This window comes from Maridesulfovibrio ferrireducens (genome assembly GCF_900101105.1).
Classification (GTDB): domain Bacteria; phylum Desulfobacterota; class Desulfovibrionia; order Desulfovibrionales; family Desulfovibrionaceae; genus Maridesulfovibrio; species Maridesulfovibrio ferrireducens.
Genome location: NZ_FNGA01000002.1, coordinates 212,164 through 225,852, shown reverse-complemented (window position 1 = coordinate 225,852; position 13,689 = coordinate 212,164). Strand labels below are relative to the sequence as shown.

At 44.0% G+C, this 13,689-nt stretch carries 13 protein-coding genes; 2 read left to right on the top strand and 11 right to left on the bottom strand.

Annotated elements, in window-relative coordinates:
* Nucleotide 1: 1 nt before the first annotated feature.
* The 8 genes from BLT41_RS05860 to BLT41_RS05825 are packed head-to-tail and all read right to left on the bottom strand — an operon-like array spanning nt 2 to nt 8,573.
* Nucleotides 2-1,069, bottom strand: a complete 1,068-nt coding sequence (locus tag BLT41_RS05860; protein WP_092159252.1) for a type II secretion system F family protein — start codon at nt 1,067-1,069, stop codon at nt 2-4.
* Nucleotides 1,056-2,660, bottom strand: coding sequence for a GspE/PulE family protein (locus tag BLT41_RS05855; RefSeq protein ID WP_092159251.1), 1,605 nt, complete (start codon nt 2,658-2,660; stop codon nt 1,056-1,058). Before BLT41_RS05855 ends, BLT41_RS05860 begins: the two co-directional genes overlap by 14 nt.
* A gap of 3 nt (nt 2,661-2,663) precedes the next feature.
* Complete coding sequence (locus BLT41_RS05850) at nt 2,664-3,461, bottom strand: hypothetical protein (RefSeq protein ID WP_092159250.1); 798 nt, start codon at nt 3,459-3,461, stop codon at nt 2,664-2,666.
* Entirely contained in the window at nt 3,448-4,692 is a 1,245-nt protein-coding gene (pilO2, locus tag BLT41_RS05845; protein ID WP_092159248.1) for a type 4b pilus protein PilO2, read from the bottom strand. Before pilO2 ends, BLT41_RS05850 begins: the two co-directional genes overlap by 14 nt.
* Before the next feature lie 2 nt (nt 4,693-4,694).
* Nucleotides 4,695-6,197 carry a type II secretory pathway component PulD-like protein gene (locus BLT41_RS05840; RefSeq protein WP_092159246.1) on the bottom strand — a complete coding sequence of 501 codons (1,503 nt, stop codon included), beginning with the start codon at nt 6,195-6,197 and terminating at the stop codon, nt 4,695-4,697.
* 2 nt (nt 6,198-6,199) lie between these two features.
* Nucleotides 6,200-6,931 (bottom strand): TcpQ domain-containing protein, encoded by a 732-nt coding sequence (locus BLT41_RS05835; RefSeq protein WP_092159245.1) that lies wholly within the window; start codon nt 6,929-6,931, stop codon nt 6,200-6,202.
* Complete coding sequence (gene trbG, locus BLT41_RS05830; protein ID WP_092159244.1) at nt 6,928-7,902, bottom strand: P-type conjugative transfer protein TrbG; 975 nt, start codon at nt 7,900-7,902, stop codon at nt 6,928-6,930. Before trbG ends, BLT41_RS05835 begins: the two co-directional genes overlap by 4 nt.
* 8 nt (nt 7,903-7,910) lie before the next feature.
* Nucleotides 7,911-8,573 (bottom strand): VirB8 family type IV secretion system protein, encoded by a 663-nt coding sequence (locus BLT41_RS05825; RefSeq protein WP_092159243.1) that lies wholly within the window; start codon nt 8,571-8,573, stop codon nt 7,911-7,913.
* 80 nt (nt 8,574-8,653) lie between these two features.
* Here BLT41_RS05825 and BLT41_RS05820 point away from each other — a divergent pair, with 80 nt between their 5' ends.
* Nucleotides 8,654-8,950 carry a cytotoxic translational repressor of toxin-antitoxin stability system gene (locus BLT41_RS05820; protein WP_092159242.1) on the top strand — a complete coding sequence of 99 codons (297 nt, stop codon included), beginning with the start codon at nt 8,654-8,656 and terminating at the stop codon, nt 8,948-8,950.
* Entirely contained in the window at nt 8,907-9,281 is a 375-nt protein-coding gene (locus BLT41_RS05815; protein WP_092159241.1) for a helix-turn-helix transcriptional regulator, read from the top strand. The genes BLT41_RS05820 and BLT41_RS05815 overlap by 44 nt, the downstream gene beginning before the upstream one ends.
* A 10-nt stretch (nt 9,282-9,291) precedes the next feature.
* On the opposite strand, the gene trbL is transcribed toward BLT41_RS05815, so the two are convergent.
* The 3 genes from trbL to BLT41_RS05800 are packed head-to-tail and all read right to left on the bottom strand — an operon-like array spanning nt 9,292 to nt 13,687.
* Nucleotides 9,292-10,452 (bottom strand): P-type conjugative transfer protein TrbL, encoded by a 1,161-nt coding sequence (trbL, locus tag BLT41_RS05810; RefSeq protein WP_092159240.1) that lies wholly within the window; start codon nt 10,450-10,452, stop codon nt 9,292-9,294.
* A gap of 11 nt (nt 10,453-10,463) precedes the next feature.
* Nucleotides 10,464-11,267: a P-type conjugative transfer protein TrbJ gene (gene trbJ, locus BLT41_RS05805; protein WP_092159239.1), complete on the bottom strand. Its 804-nt coding sequence runs from the start codon at nt 11,265-11,267 to the stop codon at nt 10,464-10,466.
* Complete coding sequence (locus BLT41_RS05800; RefSeq protein ID WP_092159237.1) at nt 11,264-13,687, bottom strand: VirB4 family type IV secretion/conjugal transfer ATPase; 2,424 nt, start codon at nt 13,685-13,687, stop codon at nt 11,264-11,266. The genes trbJ and BLT41_RS05800 overlap by 4 nt, the downstream gene beginning before the upstream one ends.
* Between the last annotated feature and the right edge of the window lie 2 nt (nt 13,688-13,689).

Here is a 13,689-nt window from a genome sequence, read left to right as displayed (position 1 = left end):
GTTAAAGAATGTTTTGTCCCAGTTGTTGCTGAAGGGATGTCATTGCGAGAACGATGTTGGAAATCATAAAAATGATGCCGATTATGCACGCCATGTTTATGACTTTGGCCTGAACTTTGATTGTTTCCATGCCCTCATCCAGCCATTCCTCGGCAATGAGTTTCAACTGGCTGTCAAAGCCCGGAAGTTTTGAATAAACCCTCAGGTCTTCAATGATTGTTCTGGCGGGAAACTGGTATCCTGAATCGTCCAGGGCCTGCCCAAGACCTTTACCCAGATTGAGCTGAGCCTTGATTGAGTGCATTCTCTCTTTTAGCCAAGGACTTGAGTTGGGAGTGGTGAGCATGTCGTTCATCGCAAGTGAAAGCTGAATGCCCGATTCCATCATGGTAGAAAGGGTGAAGAGCCAGAGACTACCGGTGATAAGACGATAAAAGGACCATGGCGGAACATTATCAAAACGGACGCGGATTTTTCCGGTCCATATTTTTAGAGTTGCCAGAGAAACGAGGAAGGATACGACTACTCCGGCGAGGAACAGAGTTCCTGCTGTGGAGTCTATGAATTTTGTTACTTGATAAAGAGTTTGCGCACTTCCTTGCCATCGTGCCGGGTCTGAAATCTCGGTAAGTCTGGGCATGACGTATCTTGAAAGCACGAGCAGAAGCGTAATTAACGCACAAATTAAGAGACATGGATAACTGAGAGCTTTCCACATGCTGCTTATGATTTTTAGTTTGGCCTTGATTAATTTTACTGAGAGTTCCAGAGCCTCACAAAGTTTTCCGGAATTAACTCCGCTTTGAATCAGCATAGATTCTTCTGCGGGAATGAATCCTTGCAGAGCTTCATGGAGCTTATTACCGGAATTTATTCTTGCTGAAACTTCCGTAAGAACGGGAGTTAGCGGACTGTAAATTTTTGCATATCTTTCTTCTAAATAAGTCAGACTCTCGGCAACGCTGACTCCGTGTCTGGTCATTGCAGAAAGTTTTCGGTAGATACGAATCCGTTCTTTCTGCTTGAAGAAAAGCTTAGCCAGTAAATTGTTAATTTCAGGAAGCACCATGAGGAGCCTCCACATTTTTTGCACCGGCCAGTTCATCAAGGTCGGAAGATGAAAGGTTAAAATCATCAAAAGCCTTGGCATAGTTTAGCGGTACACCAAGTCTGCGTTCTGTCAGATAAGGATCAATCAATCCGTCTTCGATTAGGTCAATGGCGTGGCTGACAAAGGTCTGGCCGTTCTGTTCATGTCTCCAATGTTTATAAGCCGCTTCCATATTACCGGTGCGTACCGCTTTCAGGATCACATGGTCAGTGGTGACTATTTCAGATGCTACGGTCTGCCCGATAATTCCAACACCCGAGCATTGTTTACAACCTTCACCCCTGATGTTGACGTTTTCCATATTGTTAACTGCTCTGAATAACCGATTGAGCACGGCTTCAGGCAGTGATTTTAGGCGTAATTTATTGTCATTTGGAAGTTTGGTAATTTCTTTAAGTGGCATCTTGCAGTTCGGACAAAGCACCGGCACAAGCCTTTGATGATGAAGGCCGGACAGAACTGTGTGATCACACAGGTATTCAAGAGGATCAGGATATTGAGCAGCACGGAGCAAAGAGACCATTCTTTGAATGATTCCTAACGCTGAGTTTGCATGAATTGTTGTCCATACTCCGTGTCCGGTTTGAGCCGCATCGAGAGCAGCTGAAGCCGCTTCAGGATAACGGACTTCACCAATCATAATGGTGTCCGGGTCAGAACGCATGGCTCCGGCAATTGCGTTGCGATATGCCGCGCCACGATTTTCATCTTTCTCGTTGGTGCTGACCCGAACCTGCTTTACCCTTTCAAGCGGATATTCAGGTGGATCTTCAATGGCGAGGAAGTTCTTTTCCGGATTGTCCTCGGCCATGCACTCCATAATATGTTTGAGTAGTGTACTTTTACCGTGACCGGTCGGACCTGAAAGAAGAGTCAGTCCGGAACGCTGGGTGAGAAACTGAAATCTGCGGATATGGCGATCTGAAAATCCAAGCGTTTTCAATCTATCCTGCAAACTACCTTTAGCTGTTGTGCGGTCGTAAAGAAGGCGCAGCGCCATGAAGGTTCCGGTCCCGTTTTCTGCCATTGAGCAGTCGAGCGGTTCCGTGTGAATCCGGATTGAATGAACGTCCGCAGGAAGAAAGTCGTTGCTTACAATCCTGCCGTCCTGTCTTTCTTTCGCGACAAATGTGGTATCTGCGCTGTTGGACATGGTTTGATACATTGCAACAATTACTTTTCTGCCAATTTCTCCCATTAGCTGCTTGTAGTTCTGCAACATTCCCAATTTTCTGAACTGGATGGAGGCAAACGGGCCGTAATCGCCGATGTGAATATCAGACGCGCCTTGCACGTAAGCATCAGCAATAATCTGAACTGCGAGATCTTGAATGTCGCTCTTGGTTTCAGCTTTAGTGATATTTTTCTTACGCATTTTCTGGAATTCTTCAGCTTCAAGTCTTTTCGTTTCTTTGAAACCTTTGCGTGCCGCATAGCTCAGAAAAGACATCAAAACTGCATCGTCTGCCACCTCAGCTGAGATGTATATAATGCCGTTTAGAAGCAGCACACGTTCCTGAAGCTCTTTAGGTATTTCGTTGTTGGTCATGGTTTACTCCTTGAATTTCAAGGGAACGTTCTTGCCGTTAAAACGGATCAGAACTGTTGAAGGGGTTATTGAAGCAACTTTGCCGGGGCCGGCATTACTTCCTGTTTTCACTGTCTGGACTCCGGCAGAACTGGAAAGGGTAGCCGAAAGCCTTCCGTCCACTCCTTGAATAGAAATGATCTTCGGCCATACCGGGCGATATTGTTTTTTTCTAGCTGGTGTTTGCTGAATAGCTTTAATCACAGCAGGATCAGGAGTATGAAGCTTGATCAGCTTTTGTTCCTGCTCTGCTATCGCGACTTCAAGTTTCTTCAGTTCGAGGTGAGATCTCAGCGAGGTGAAATAGCTGAGGGGAGTAATTCTCGTTTCTGAAGACTTGTTTTTTTTGTTTTCATTGGTTGAATTACCAATTGAGTGATTAGTTGAGTTGCCAATTGGATTATTCATATTCAGATCAACGCGCGATTCTTCCGTTTGAGCTGATATTTCAGTCGTTCCATTTGAAAGTGCTTCAAAAAAAGAAGTCGAAGCCGCGTCTGTGCTGCTGGAATTTCCTGTAGAAATTCCGGTCTCAAAAGTTCCGTTTGAACTTTGGGTGAATGCGCTGGTCTTATTTCTATTAAAAGCGGTCATGTTGGATTGTGTGGCATTGAAAACCACAAGTTCATCAACAACATTTGTGTCTGCTTGCATTTTGTAGCTGTTGAACATGATGGTCCCGGCACCGGCTATGACTGCGATTAATATGAAGGCGCAGATCCAAATGAGCCGGCTACCTTTTAACTTCTTAATATTTGGCATAAATTTGACCCTCCATTGAGCACTGGTTTCTAGTGAAAGAGATCTCAGAGATCACCAGACAGGGGATTGAATCCATCTGAATAAACAGGAAGTCAGAAATTGCAGAGCCGGCAGGAAGGCCGGAAAGTTTCCACTCTCCTTTGATCCATGGAGCAATAATTTCAAACGGCTTATTCAGGAATTTATTGTTTTTCTTCTTTATTTCAGGAGATTTCCAAGTAAGATTTAATTTTGCGCCAAGGGTACGAGTCAGTTCATAAAGGTGAGCTGTTGCGTCAGTTTTATTAATCAGTTTTTGTTCAGGGCGGATTAATCCTTTGGGGTAGTCTATGTTTATTTCTGCCAAATCTGGCCGCGATCCAAAGGATGAGTTGCCTGGTCGGTTGGTGAATTCCGCACCATCCTGATGCGACCACGCCATATAAATACCCTTGTCATTGCGGGTTATGGTTTCCAGTTTCCAGCCGTTATTGAATGGCTCTGTGTTTCGCATTGCCTTTAGAAACGGTTCTGCAAATTTTAAAGGCATCGGGGATATTTTCCACGGCATTGTGAAATACTTGCCGGGATCAGAGTTAAAATTAGCTTTATTCTTTTCAGCTTCCGTCCGGGCCTTAATAGCCGCGATTCTTTGTTGCTCTGCAAGCTGATCGGCTTGGTAGTCATTCCAAAAAATAAAGCCAGCAACGGTAAGAACTACTGCGGCAGCGAGTATAAGAAGTTTTCCGTTATTTTTCTGAGGATAGAGTGGCTGGACTCGTTCTGAAGGCTTAATGAGACCATCAAAGTGTTTGAGCGTGTCTCCGAATGTTTCGCAGATGAACTCATTCTTTTCCCAGTCCGACATTGTTTTCAGACTCTTTAAGTGAGCTTCAGTTTCTTCTCTGGAATTGAAAAACTGATCGCCTTCAGCAACAATTGTCTTTTTGCTGACAGCGCAGACCCACCACAGATTTTCTTCATCACTTAAGCAGAACATTCCGATCCAAGTAGATCTGGATCGTTCCACCAAGGCGCATGCTAAGGAAGGAATTCTATTTAGTTTTGCCGAGTCTGAACTGAGTCCGAACTGCTGTTTTCTGGCAATTACATAGTTGTATTCCCGGTCAGAAAAGTCAGTTGCTACTTTTCTCGCCTGCTCCATGAGTAGCTTTTTGCCGCCTTTTCCATCCAGAATTTGCCACCAGAAACCGACAGCATATTGTTTTTTCTTAATCCTTATTGTGTGCATGATTAGACTCCCGCACTTTCCATTTCAATGGTGATTATGATGAGGCTCTTTCCGTATTTCTGACTGTTCCCGCCGGAAGTGATTCCTAACCCTTTTGATTCCTGATTAGTTTCCTGTTCAAAACCGGCCAAAATTAGAGTCTGTCCGCATTTCATGGTTACGCGCTGGCTGAAACTGCGAGTGGAAACCTCAGGGAGCTGAACTTTCATATCTCCTGTTGAAAATTCGGTAAGAGAATCAAGTGATGAAAGATTGATGTTGTATTGAAGGATTGCTTTTCGATTATTCATAATGTGAGGAATAACCGTCATGGAAAATCCGGTAGAAACTTCACCGGGGGTGAGTTCTGAGGTTTGAACAGACTGGTTGTCACGGCTGCTGCTCATGCCGGCAAGGTAGGAATCACGCTTAACAACCTGAACAGGTAGAGCCTGATTATTCATGACAATACCTGATCCGGAAGTAAGCAGAGTGGTGCGTCCATTTTGCTTTAAAGCTCTGAGAACAAGTTTTGAGTCCTTCCATGAACCGTCAAGAATAGCCGCAGTCAGAGTTCCTGCTCCGGAAATGGTATTGTATGGCTGGCCGCCCATAAGCCCGAGACTTGCTTGTCCGGCTTGCAGAGCTGTTTCGAGATTGAATCCGGCATCCGCATTATGGTTTAATTCCAGAGCCCAGACTTTAACGGCCAAAGCAACCTGCCTGCCCATTTTGATGTTCAGAGATTTGATATATTTGCTGACCCTGCGCAGAGCTGTAGAAGTATCAGTCACTGTGACCATGCCGGCAGCCTGATTGACTACAACTTGGCCGTCTTTTGAAAGCATTGTTGAAATGGCCTTGGATGTGTCTTCCCATACATCGCCCACAAAGGTGGCTTTGTTGGTCTGCGAAGTTTGGCTGGTGCTGTCTGAAGTCTTTGAGGTTTGTCCGACACCTTCAATACTGCTTGAGTCCGCAGAACCTCCGGAAGTTTGTGATTTGTTGGTAATGATGGATTCGTAAGAAATGTTGCCGGGAGCAACGGCAAGGCTGAATGATTTGGTCTGAAAGCGCGTGATTTCAACCTTGGAAGTTAAATCATCAAATTCCCAGCCCATGCCGAAGTATTCACACAGAGAATCAAGCAATCCTTTGAGCTTACCGTCATAATTCAACTTCATTATATTTGCGGCTTGTTTGCCTTCTTCATTAGACGCTGAACCGCTGTTTTCGACCTCAATGCGGACGGGAACAAGTTCATTAATTTGTTTGGCCAGTTCTGAAGCACTGCCGGAAGCATGCAGTGTAATCCGTCTGGCAAATACTGCCGGCAATCTATGTTCATCCAGTTCAACCGGAATAGCTCCTAGATATGGAGCATGAACAACTCTGACCGTTTTCTTTTTGGTCGCATAATCCATTGCCGCAGCTCTGCTTTTCACAGACCTTTCTTGAGGGGAAGGTTTAAAGCCTCCGCAGCTGCAAAGAGACATAATGAGAATGAATAATATAAAATGTTTCATTGCTAATCCTCGCAAACTTCAATGACTTTATTTGCTTGATAGATGGTTACGCGCAGGGAATTTCCGCCGGCGTGCATTCTGGAAAACATCCGTTTAACCGCTCTTGGAAATGTGTCTCTGAAAGTGGCGTGAGCTTGCATCTGGAAGTCGTGACCGGCTTTCCAGACGAGCTGATATTCTGCCCTGCCTGCCCAGCGTTTGAGCTGATTCTTAAGTCCACCGGGAACAATGGACCAATTTTCATTGAGTGGTGATTCCACTTGCTGAGAATCGTCACCGACAAATTCAAAAAAGGCGGGTGTCTGGGTAAGGAGTCCGGCTTTTTGAAAGCCTTCAAATGTAAGATTGTAGACCTGCCCAAATGACCAGCCGTCAGAAGACTGGATATAAAGGTAGTACATGGTGCTGTTGCCTATGGCGTCGAACACCTGATTCACATTCAGGACATTAGGATCGGTGGTTTTGGGGCTGAATTGAAATCCTTGGCCACGCAGATTGTTTTCAAACTGGTTTCCGAAAGGATTGTCTGAAACATTCATGTGAAAAACCGTTCTGCCGGGAGGGTAGTGCGTTGCAACTTTGAGCGCGGCTTCTTCAACCAAAGGCTCAACTTCGTGTTCTTCGTACATGGGCGCAGTTTGTTCTGCGATTGTCACATGCTTCTTCATAATTTTGAAAGCAGTGCAGCCTGTGAAGGGAATGGTCAGTAGAAGCAGAATAATTAAATTTCTCATTTGGAGCCTTCCAATCTTTTGATTTCAACTTTTTCCTGATCCATGCCGGTGCCGGCCACTAGAATTGCTTTTTCAAAGATCTCGTCCACGATCATGGCGTTACCTTTGACCCTGTAATTGACGATCGCTTCTTCTCCGGCTTTCTCGACAAGCAGAACGGGAATTTCAGTCTGAGTGGATGTTCTGGGAAGCTGAATAAAAGTTCTGATGCCGTCATTGTAGACTCGCATCGGCTTCCAACTGGCTTCATCTCCTGTTATGGAGTAGCCAAAATCAAGCGCGGATAGATCCGTGGGTTTTCCTTCTATTTCTGTACTTTTCCAAGACTCTTTGCGGCGTTTTTTCTTGAGGCTGGCTTTAAGTATTTTTTCCTGATCTTCAGGATAAATGAACGCGACATATGGAGTGTATCCCTTGCGGCGGGAGACAAGCTTAAGATGGTAAGTTCTGCGGTCAGTCGTGATAACAGCTGTCGTTACAAGCCCTGCATCAAGCGGCTTAATAACGAGGTGAGTGCTTTCCCGTCCTGAAAGACCGGACTGAGCTACAACAACAATCCATCGGGCAGTGTCTCCGATGATGACGTCATTGACGTTTTCACCGGACTGAAACTCAAGATCAGAAGCCATAAGAGGGGAACAAATTATGGTTGGCAGAGTAGCTCCAAAAACATAAACGATCTTGCCGTTGCTATGCATGATTGGGTTTACTTTGCGATTAATCCACTCCTTAGAGAGTTTTAATGCCTTCCATTCTTTACTGTTCAGACGAACGTCAGTCTTACTAATATAGTCTGGAGCGGGTTGGCTTATCGCAATTTCTACATTTCCACCTGAATCTTTTTCAGGTGCAGGATTGTGCTGGGCAAATACCTTATTTACTAACCCTTGTTGGTCCGTCTCAGTTGCTGCTGAGACAGAATTACAAGTTAGTAGAACAAGGCAAAATGATATGAAAATAATTCGGTTCATTACGGCTCCTATTGCTCAAGAAGTTTTGCCCAGGACAATTCGGTGATATAAACACCGGCAGGATTCCTGATAATTTGGCTGTCTGTTGTTGGGGAAGAAATGCGAACCTTGAGAGTCGCTTCATATTTGGTGCTGGACATGGCCACACCGGAATGGTTGCGGATTGTTTCCAACCATTCGATGCGCCAGCTTTCACTGCTGACAGGAAGAGGGATGCCTTTGATATCGACTTCAACGAGAGTTTTTTGACCTCGTTCATATGGGTTGTTGGCTTCGTACCAACTGCGGGTTGCACCGCGAGCCGCTCCGGTTACAAACGAAGACATTTTAGTGACCATCTTTTTTTGAAGGCCGATATCTGCTGTCACTGTCCTCCAGTTAACAATTAGATTTGCAATTTCCGCTTGTATGATCCGGTCGGATACATTGACCGTAGAATCTGCGCGTTTAACCGCAACAGAGTGGCCGAGTTTGTCTACTTCAACCACATAAGGAATGACTTTGTTTTGCGTGATTTGGATGATGTTTCCAGTCAGGCAGAGAATAGAAATGGCGATAAGACCTAGCGCGGCTGTTCTCCACTGGTTACGGCTTTTTATATAACTGCCGTATCGCTCAAACCATTCTTCTTTGGCGGCTATATAGGGTGATTCTGCGTTGTTATCTGACATGCTAAAACTCCAAGTTTAAAATGAGAAAAAATTGAAAAATAAAGTTGGCAAATATACCTTTTTTAGGTATATTCTGATTTATGAAATGGACAACAATCATGACTGCAAAGGTCAGAAAACAGATGGGAAAACTCCCCAAGAAATATGTTAAAATCTTTGAAGCTTTGCTTGATGAGTTGACTAAGATTGGCCCAGTCAGATCCAGTTGGCCTAACTATGGAAAGATTAAAGGTAAAAGCGAGAGCTACCATTGCCATTTGAATAAGGGAAAACCTCGATATGTGGCTGTTTGGACTGTCGTTGATAATGAAATTAAAATTATAGAGGTGCGTTATGTTGGAACTCACGAGAAAGCAGACTACAAAAGGATTTGCTGAATTCTGTATAAAGGTTCCTGAAGCGAGTGCTGCAAAGTTGTATGCTGCGTTGAAAAGTATTCTTGATCTGGCTGAAATACCTGTTGAAAACGTTAATAAAGACGGAGAAAAGGTATATAGCTTTGATGAGGTCTTTCCCGACCACCACAGCGGAGATACCGTGCGTGGACTTAGACTCAGGGAAGAGCTTACCCAGAAGCAGCTTGCAGAAAAGATAGGGGCTAAGCAGCACCATATTTCAGAAATTGAGAACGGAAAGCGTTCTATTTCTATTGAGATGGCTAAGCGGTTGGCTACAGCTTTAGGAACTGAATATAAGGTATTTTTGTAAGTAGGCATTGTTAGGATTTGCCTCCATTTTTGGAATTCTGACTATCCTGTTCCATTTTGAATGTTTCATGTTGTGTTTTCACACTGCTACGGACTCCGCTTGTTTTGGTCGGGGATAGGTTGTCTCTCATGGCATTGACTCCTGTGGAGGCCATATGACCGAGTTTTCCAAATCCACTCATTCCAGCTGAGTCTGCGAAAGAGCTTGCCTCGCGAATGGCATCCACTCCGCGTTTTGCATCAACAGCACCTCCTGCCATTCCCCGCATGCCTTGAGTTGCGGCCATGACTCCGGTGCTAACTGCCGAGACAGAAGATGTAAGATAGCCTCCAGATGAGGCTAAAGGTCCGTTGATGAGTCCGGAAATTATGTCGGGAATAGACATGGATAAGGCTAGGATAACAATTGAAGCACCGAGTACGACTAGAACTCGGTCAAAACTTGCTCCGGTGTTTCTGAATTCGGTGATAAAATCGATGCTGAGAGCAAGCAGAAGTTGCATTACAAATAGTTTTACGGAGACTGAAAAAGCGTATTTAATGAAATTTATTGCGTAATCTTTGGTGATCTTTGAACCACTGAATCCGAGTAAAATAATTCCCGCATTCAATATGATGTACGCTTCACATTTTACTAAAATAACTTGAGCGGCGATTAGTGAGAAAGTTATGCAAATTGCTATGGCAATGATGATTATGCCAAGTGATTTGGCAACGTTTACAGTTAGACTATCCAGAAGAGTTTCAAATATTTGAACTCCTGCTAGAAAAATGCTTCCTGCCGTTACAGGAGGCGCACCCAATTCTTGAGCAATGCCGGTCAGTCCTGTTATTAACTGATTTGTCCAATCTTTGTAGTAGATAACGACTGAGAGCATTAACCCCGCATATAGTACCAGCATTATGAACTCAGCAAAGGCATCTTGAACTTCAGTATGTTTGAGCGCTATTTTTATTCCCAGAAGACAAACATCCAAAATCAATAGAAGGCGAAACAATACTAAAGCGTGTTCAGTCAAAAGTTCATCCCACTGACTGGCTTTAGAATGAAATTGAACCGCTATTTGAGACAGTATTTCAGCTTCTTGAGCATAGGATGACGTTGAAAAAGACAACAGCATCACGACTGCTAGAGCAGGGGATAAGTAGAGTACAGTTTTGCCAATTTGCATGACTGATACTCCTAAAAACCGAGAGGTTCAGGGCCCGCATCTTCCATGCGGATGTCCTTAAAGTTTGTATTAAAGAACTTATCCTGATCGTGTCTCAGAATTTGTTCGTCCTTCTCAGCCTTTTCATTAATGAGAGCTTTATTTTGTGCTTGGACAGCTAAAAGAGCTCTTAATTTCCTGATTTCCTGTATCTGAATACTGGCAAGTTGGTTTGCCGCTTCAAGGGCTTGCATACGCCCATCAGGAGAACTCAGAAGATCTTCAATTTGTGAGTCAAATTCTTCGGATTCACCGAGGTCTTTCAGTTGCTGTCCTGATAATTTAAAAGTTGCTTTTGTTGCTTCATCAACTCTTGCAGACCATTGTGACCAATACTTCTTATATTTGGGATTTAGTTCCTCATTCGGAAGATTTGTGAGTTGTTTTGCAGATTTGAAGCTTGGAAATTGCGCTTCGTAGACTCCATCTAAAACTTCAAGGTCACCGACAGTGCTAACCAAATTCTTGGAAATATTAGCCAGTCGTTTGAAATCTCTTATGACACTATTTTTAATGGCAAATGGCAGACGAATAGTGTTCTTGATCATGTTGGTATATTGCTTGATATTTTGCTGTACCATCATGATTTGCTGCTGAGTCTGCATCATCTCTTCAGCATAAGTTTTATAAAGTGATTGGAGCTGTTCAATATTTGTGGCTCGTTCCAGAGCTTGTAAAAATCTGTCACTACAATTTGTGCAGGTAACGACCATTGCAGACGCTGGAGTCGCTGTGAGCAAAAGCAAAAGAAGAATATTCGCTATTAGTAATTTCATCTAAAATCTCCTTGTCTTTCTTCAATCCATTTTACCGGCCAATTCTCACTATTCTTTGATGAGAGTTCTTTAATGCGCGAAAGGCTTATTTTATCAGCAGACCCCACAAAGGAGAGAGCTATAGGGCCGAGCGCAAGATCAATCAATCTGCGTCCCTCAGGGGAAACAATGTAGTAATCTCTCTTAGGTATGGAGGAGGCGATGATATGAATTTGACGACCGTTTAGACCCAGCCCATTGTATAATTTGAATTGATCTTCCTGAATTGCAGACGGGTTCGGCAGGAATATTTTTGTAGGGCAGGACTCCACAAGAACATCCAAAATTCCAGATCTTACAGCATCAGATAAAGACTGTGTGGCAAGCACAACTGCACAGTTGGCTTTGCGTAAAACCTTGAGCCATTCTCTGATCTTTTCTTTGAATACTTTGTGACCAAGCATGATCCACGCTTCATCAAGAATTAAAAGAGCGGGTTGTCCGGTGAGAGCTTTTTCTATGCGGTGGAAAAGATAGAGAAGAACGGGGATTAAATTTTTGTCACCAAGGTTCATTATTTCATCAATTTCAAACACCATGAAATTAGATATTCCAAGATCATCCGAAGAAGCATCAAGTAAGACCCCCATTGAACCTTCTCTTGTGTAATGCTTGATAGCTTCCTTTAATTCTTCATTTTGAAGGCTGTGATAAAAATCAGTCAAAGACCTAATGTTTGACGGGTTCTCACGTATTCTGCTCATGGCGACATGGATTGCATTACGGTGAGCAGGAAGAACCGTCAGACCCTGTAAAGTGACTAGATTTTCAATGTATTCTGTGGCCCAGCTTTGTTCTGCATCCGAATCAATGTTTTGCAATGGAGCAAAAGCCAGAGTTGAATCTTCACCAGCTATTTCATAATGTGATCCTCCAACGCCCTTACAGAGAGGCAACATGGACTTGCCTTTATCAAAAGCAAACACTGTGGCTTTAGGGTAGCGTCTGAATTGAGCCGCTATAATTCCGAGAAGAGTCGATTTACCTGCTCCGGTCGGACCGAAGACAAGAGTATGGCCAAGATCATCCACATGAAGATTTAACCTGAATGGTGTTGAGCCATCTGTTGCGCAGAACATTAGAGGCGGGGATGACGGTGGAAACCTTGGTGAAGGATTATGTTCTCTGCCAGCCCATATAGTTGCCAAAGGCAAAAGATCGGCTAGATTCATAGTGTTAATGATCGGTCTGCGAACATTGGCTGTAGAGTTGCCGGGGTGAGTTCCGAGCCATGCGTCCAAGGCGTTTATGGATTCGATTCGACAGGAAAAACCTCGGCTTTGAATCATGCGTCGAAGTTCTCTAGTGTTGTCCTCAAGCTCTTGAAGGTCTACTCCAAGCAAAATTATGCATGCTGTATAAAACCCTGCACCGACAAATCCGGATTGAATCTCTTCTATGGCTTCTTCTGAATCTTCGGCCATAGAAAGAGCGTCCCGATTAGCCCTTGCATTGGGATTGTTGAACATTGAATCCCAAAACTTGAAAACTTGCTGTCTCCATGTTTTTCTATATTTTTCTAGTTCTTTGAGAGATTCGAATTGATCCATGCAGATAAATCTGCTTGAAAATCTGTATTCAATGGATAGGCTTTCAAAACACGAAAGCATTGATGGCCAACTTTCCTGTGGTAATCCATCAATTGATATGACCTTTATAAGTTTATTCCCGATAGCCGGTTGAAGTCCTCCAATAAGGTCTTGCCCGCCAAGCAGAGCATCGAGATACATTGGTGTGCTCGGAAGCAGAACAGTATGGTCCTCGCCGGTTATGCATTTATTCAGAAGGGCTAATAATGAGGAACTATTTTTGAGATTTCCATATTCATCTTCAAAGGATTCGTCCTTAAGCCGGTCGAGGTACATTGAAAGGGAAAGGGAATCTTCAAGTTCCCTTAGAACTGTCAGAAATTTGCTAAGTGCTTTTTCAAAAGGGGTGCTTGCGACTGCATTGGTATATGCCAACTCACTCAGCTTTTGTGCTGCGAATTCTGGCTTATAGGTGACAATGATATATGTCTCAGTGGCGTAAAAAGTTCCGGCAGACTGGAAAATATCTCGCCGTTCATCTTCAATCATTGCTGTTACTTCGTCAGGGAAAAAGCTGGAACCCGGATGCGGATATTCACGGGCCGGAGAACGCACAGCTTCTACATGAAGCATCCATCCTGATTCCAAGGCTTTAAGAGCGTTGTTCACTCTGCTGCTGACCGTTGCGAGTTCGTCAGGAGTGCTTGATGCCGTGTCCTGTGACCTGAACTTCCAGCCAGCAAGCAATGAACCGTCTTTGCAAAGCAAAACACCGTTTCCGATCATTGCTGCATATGGAAGCAAGTCCGGTAAACCTTTAGCCGTATTGCGGTAATCTTTAAGAGAAATCATAT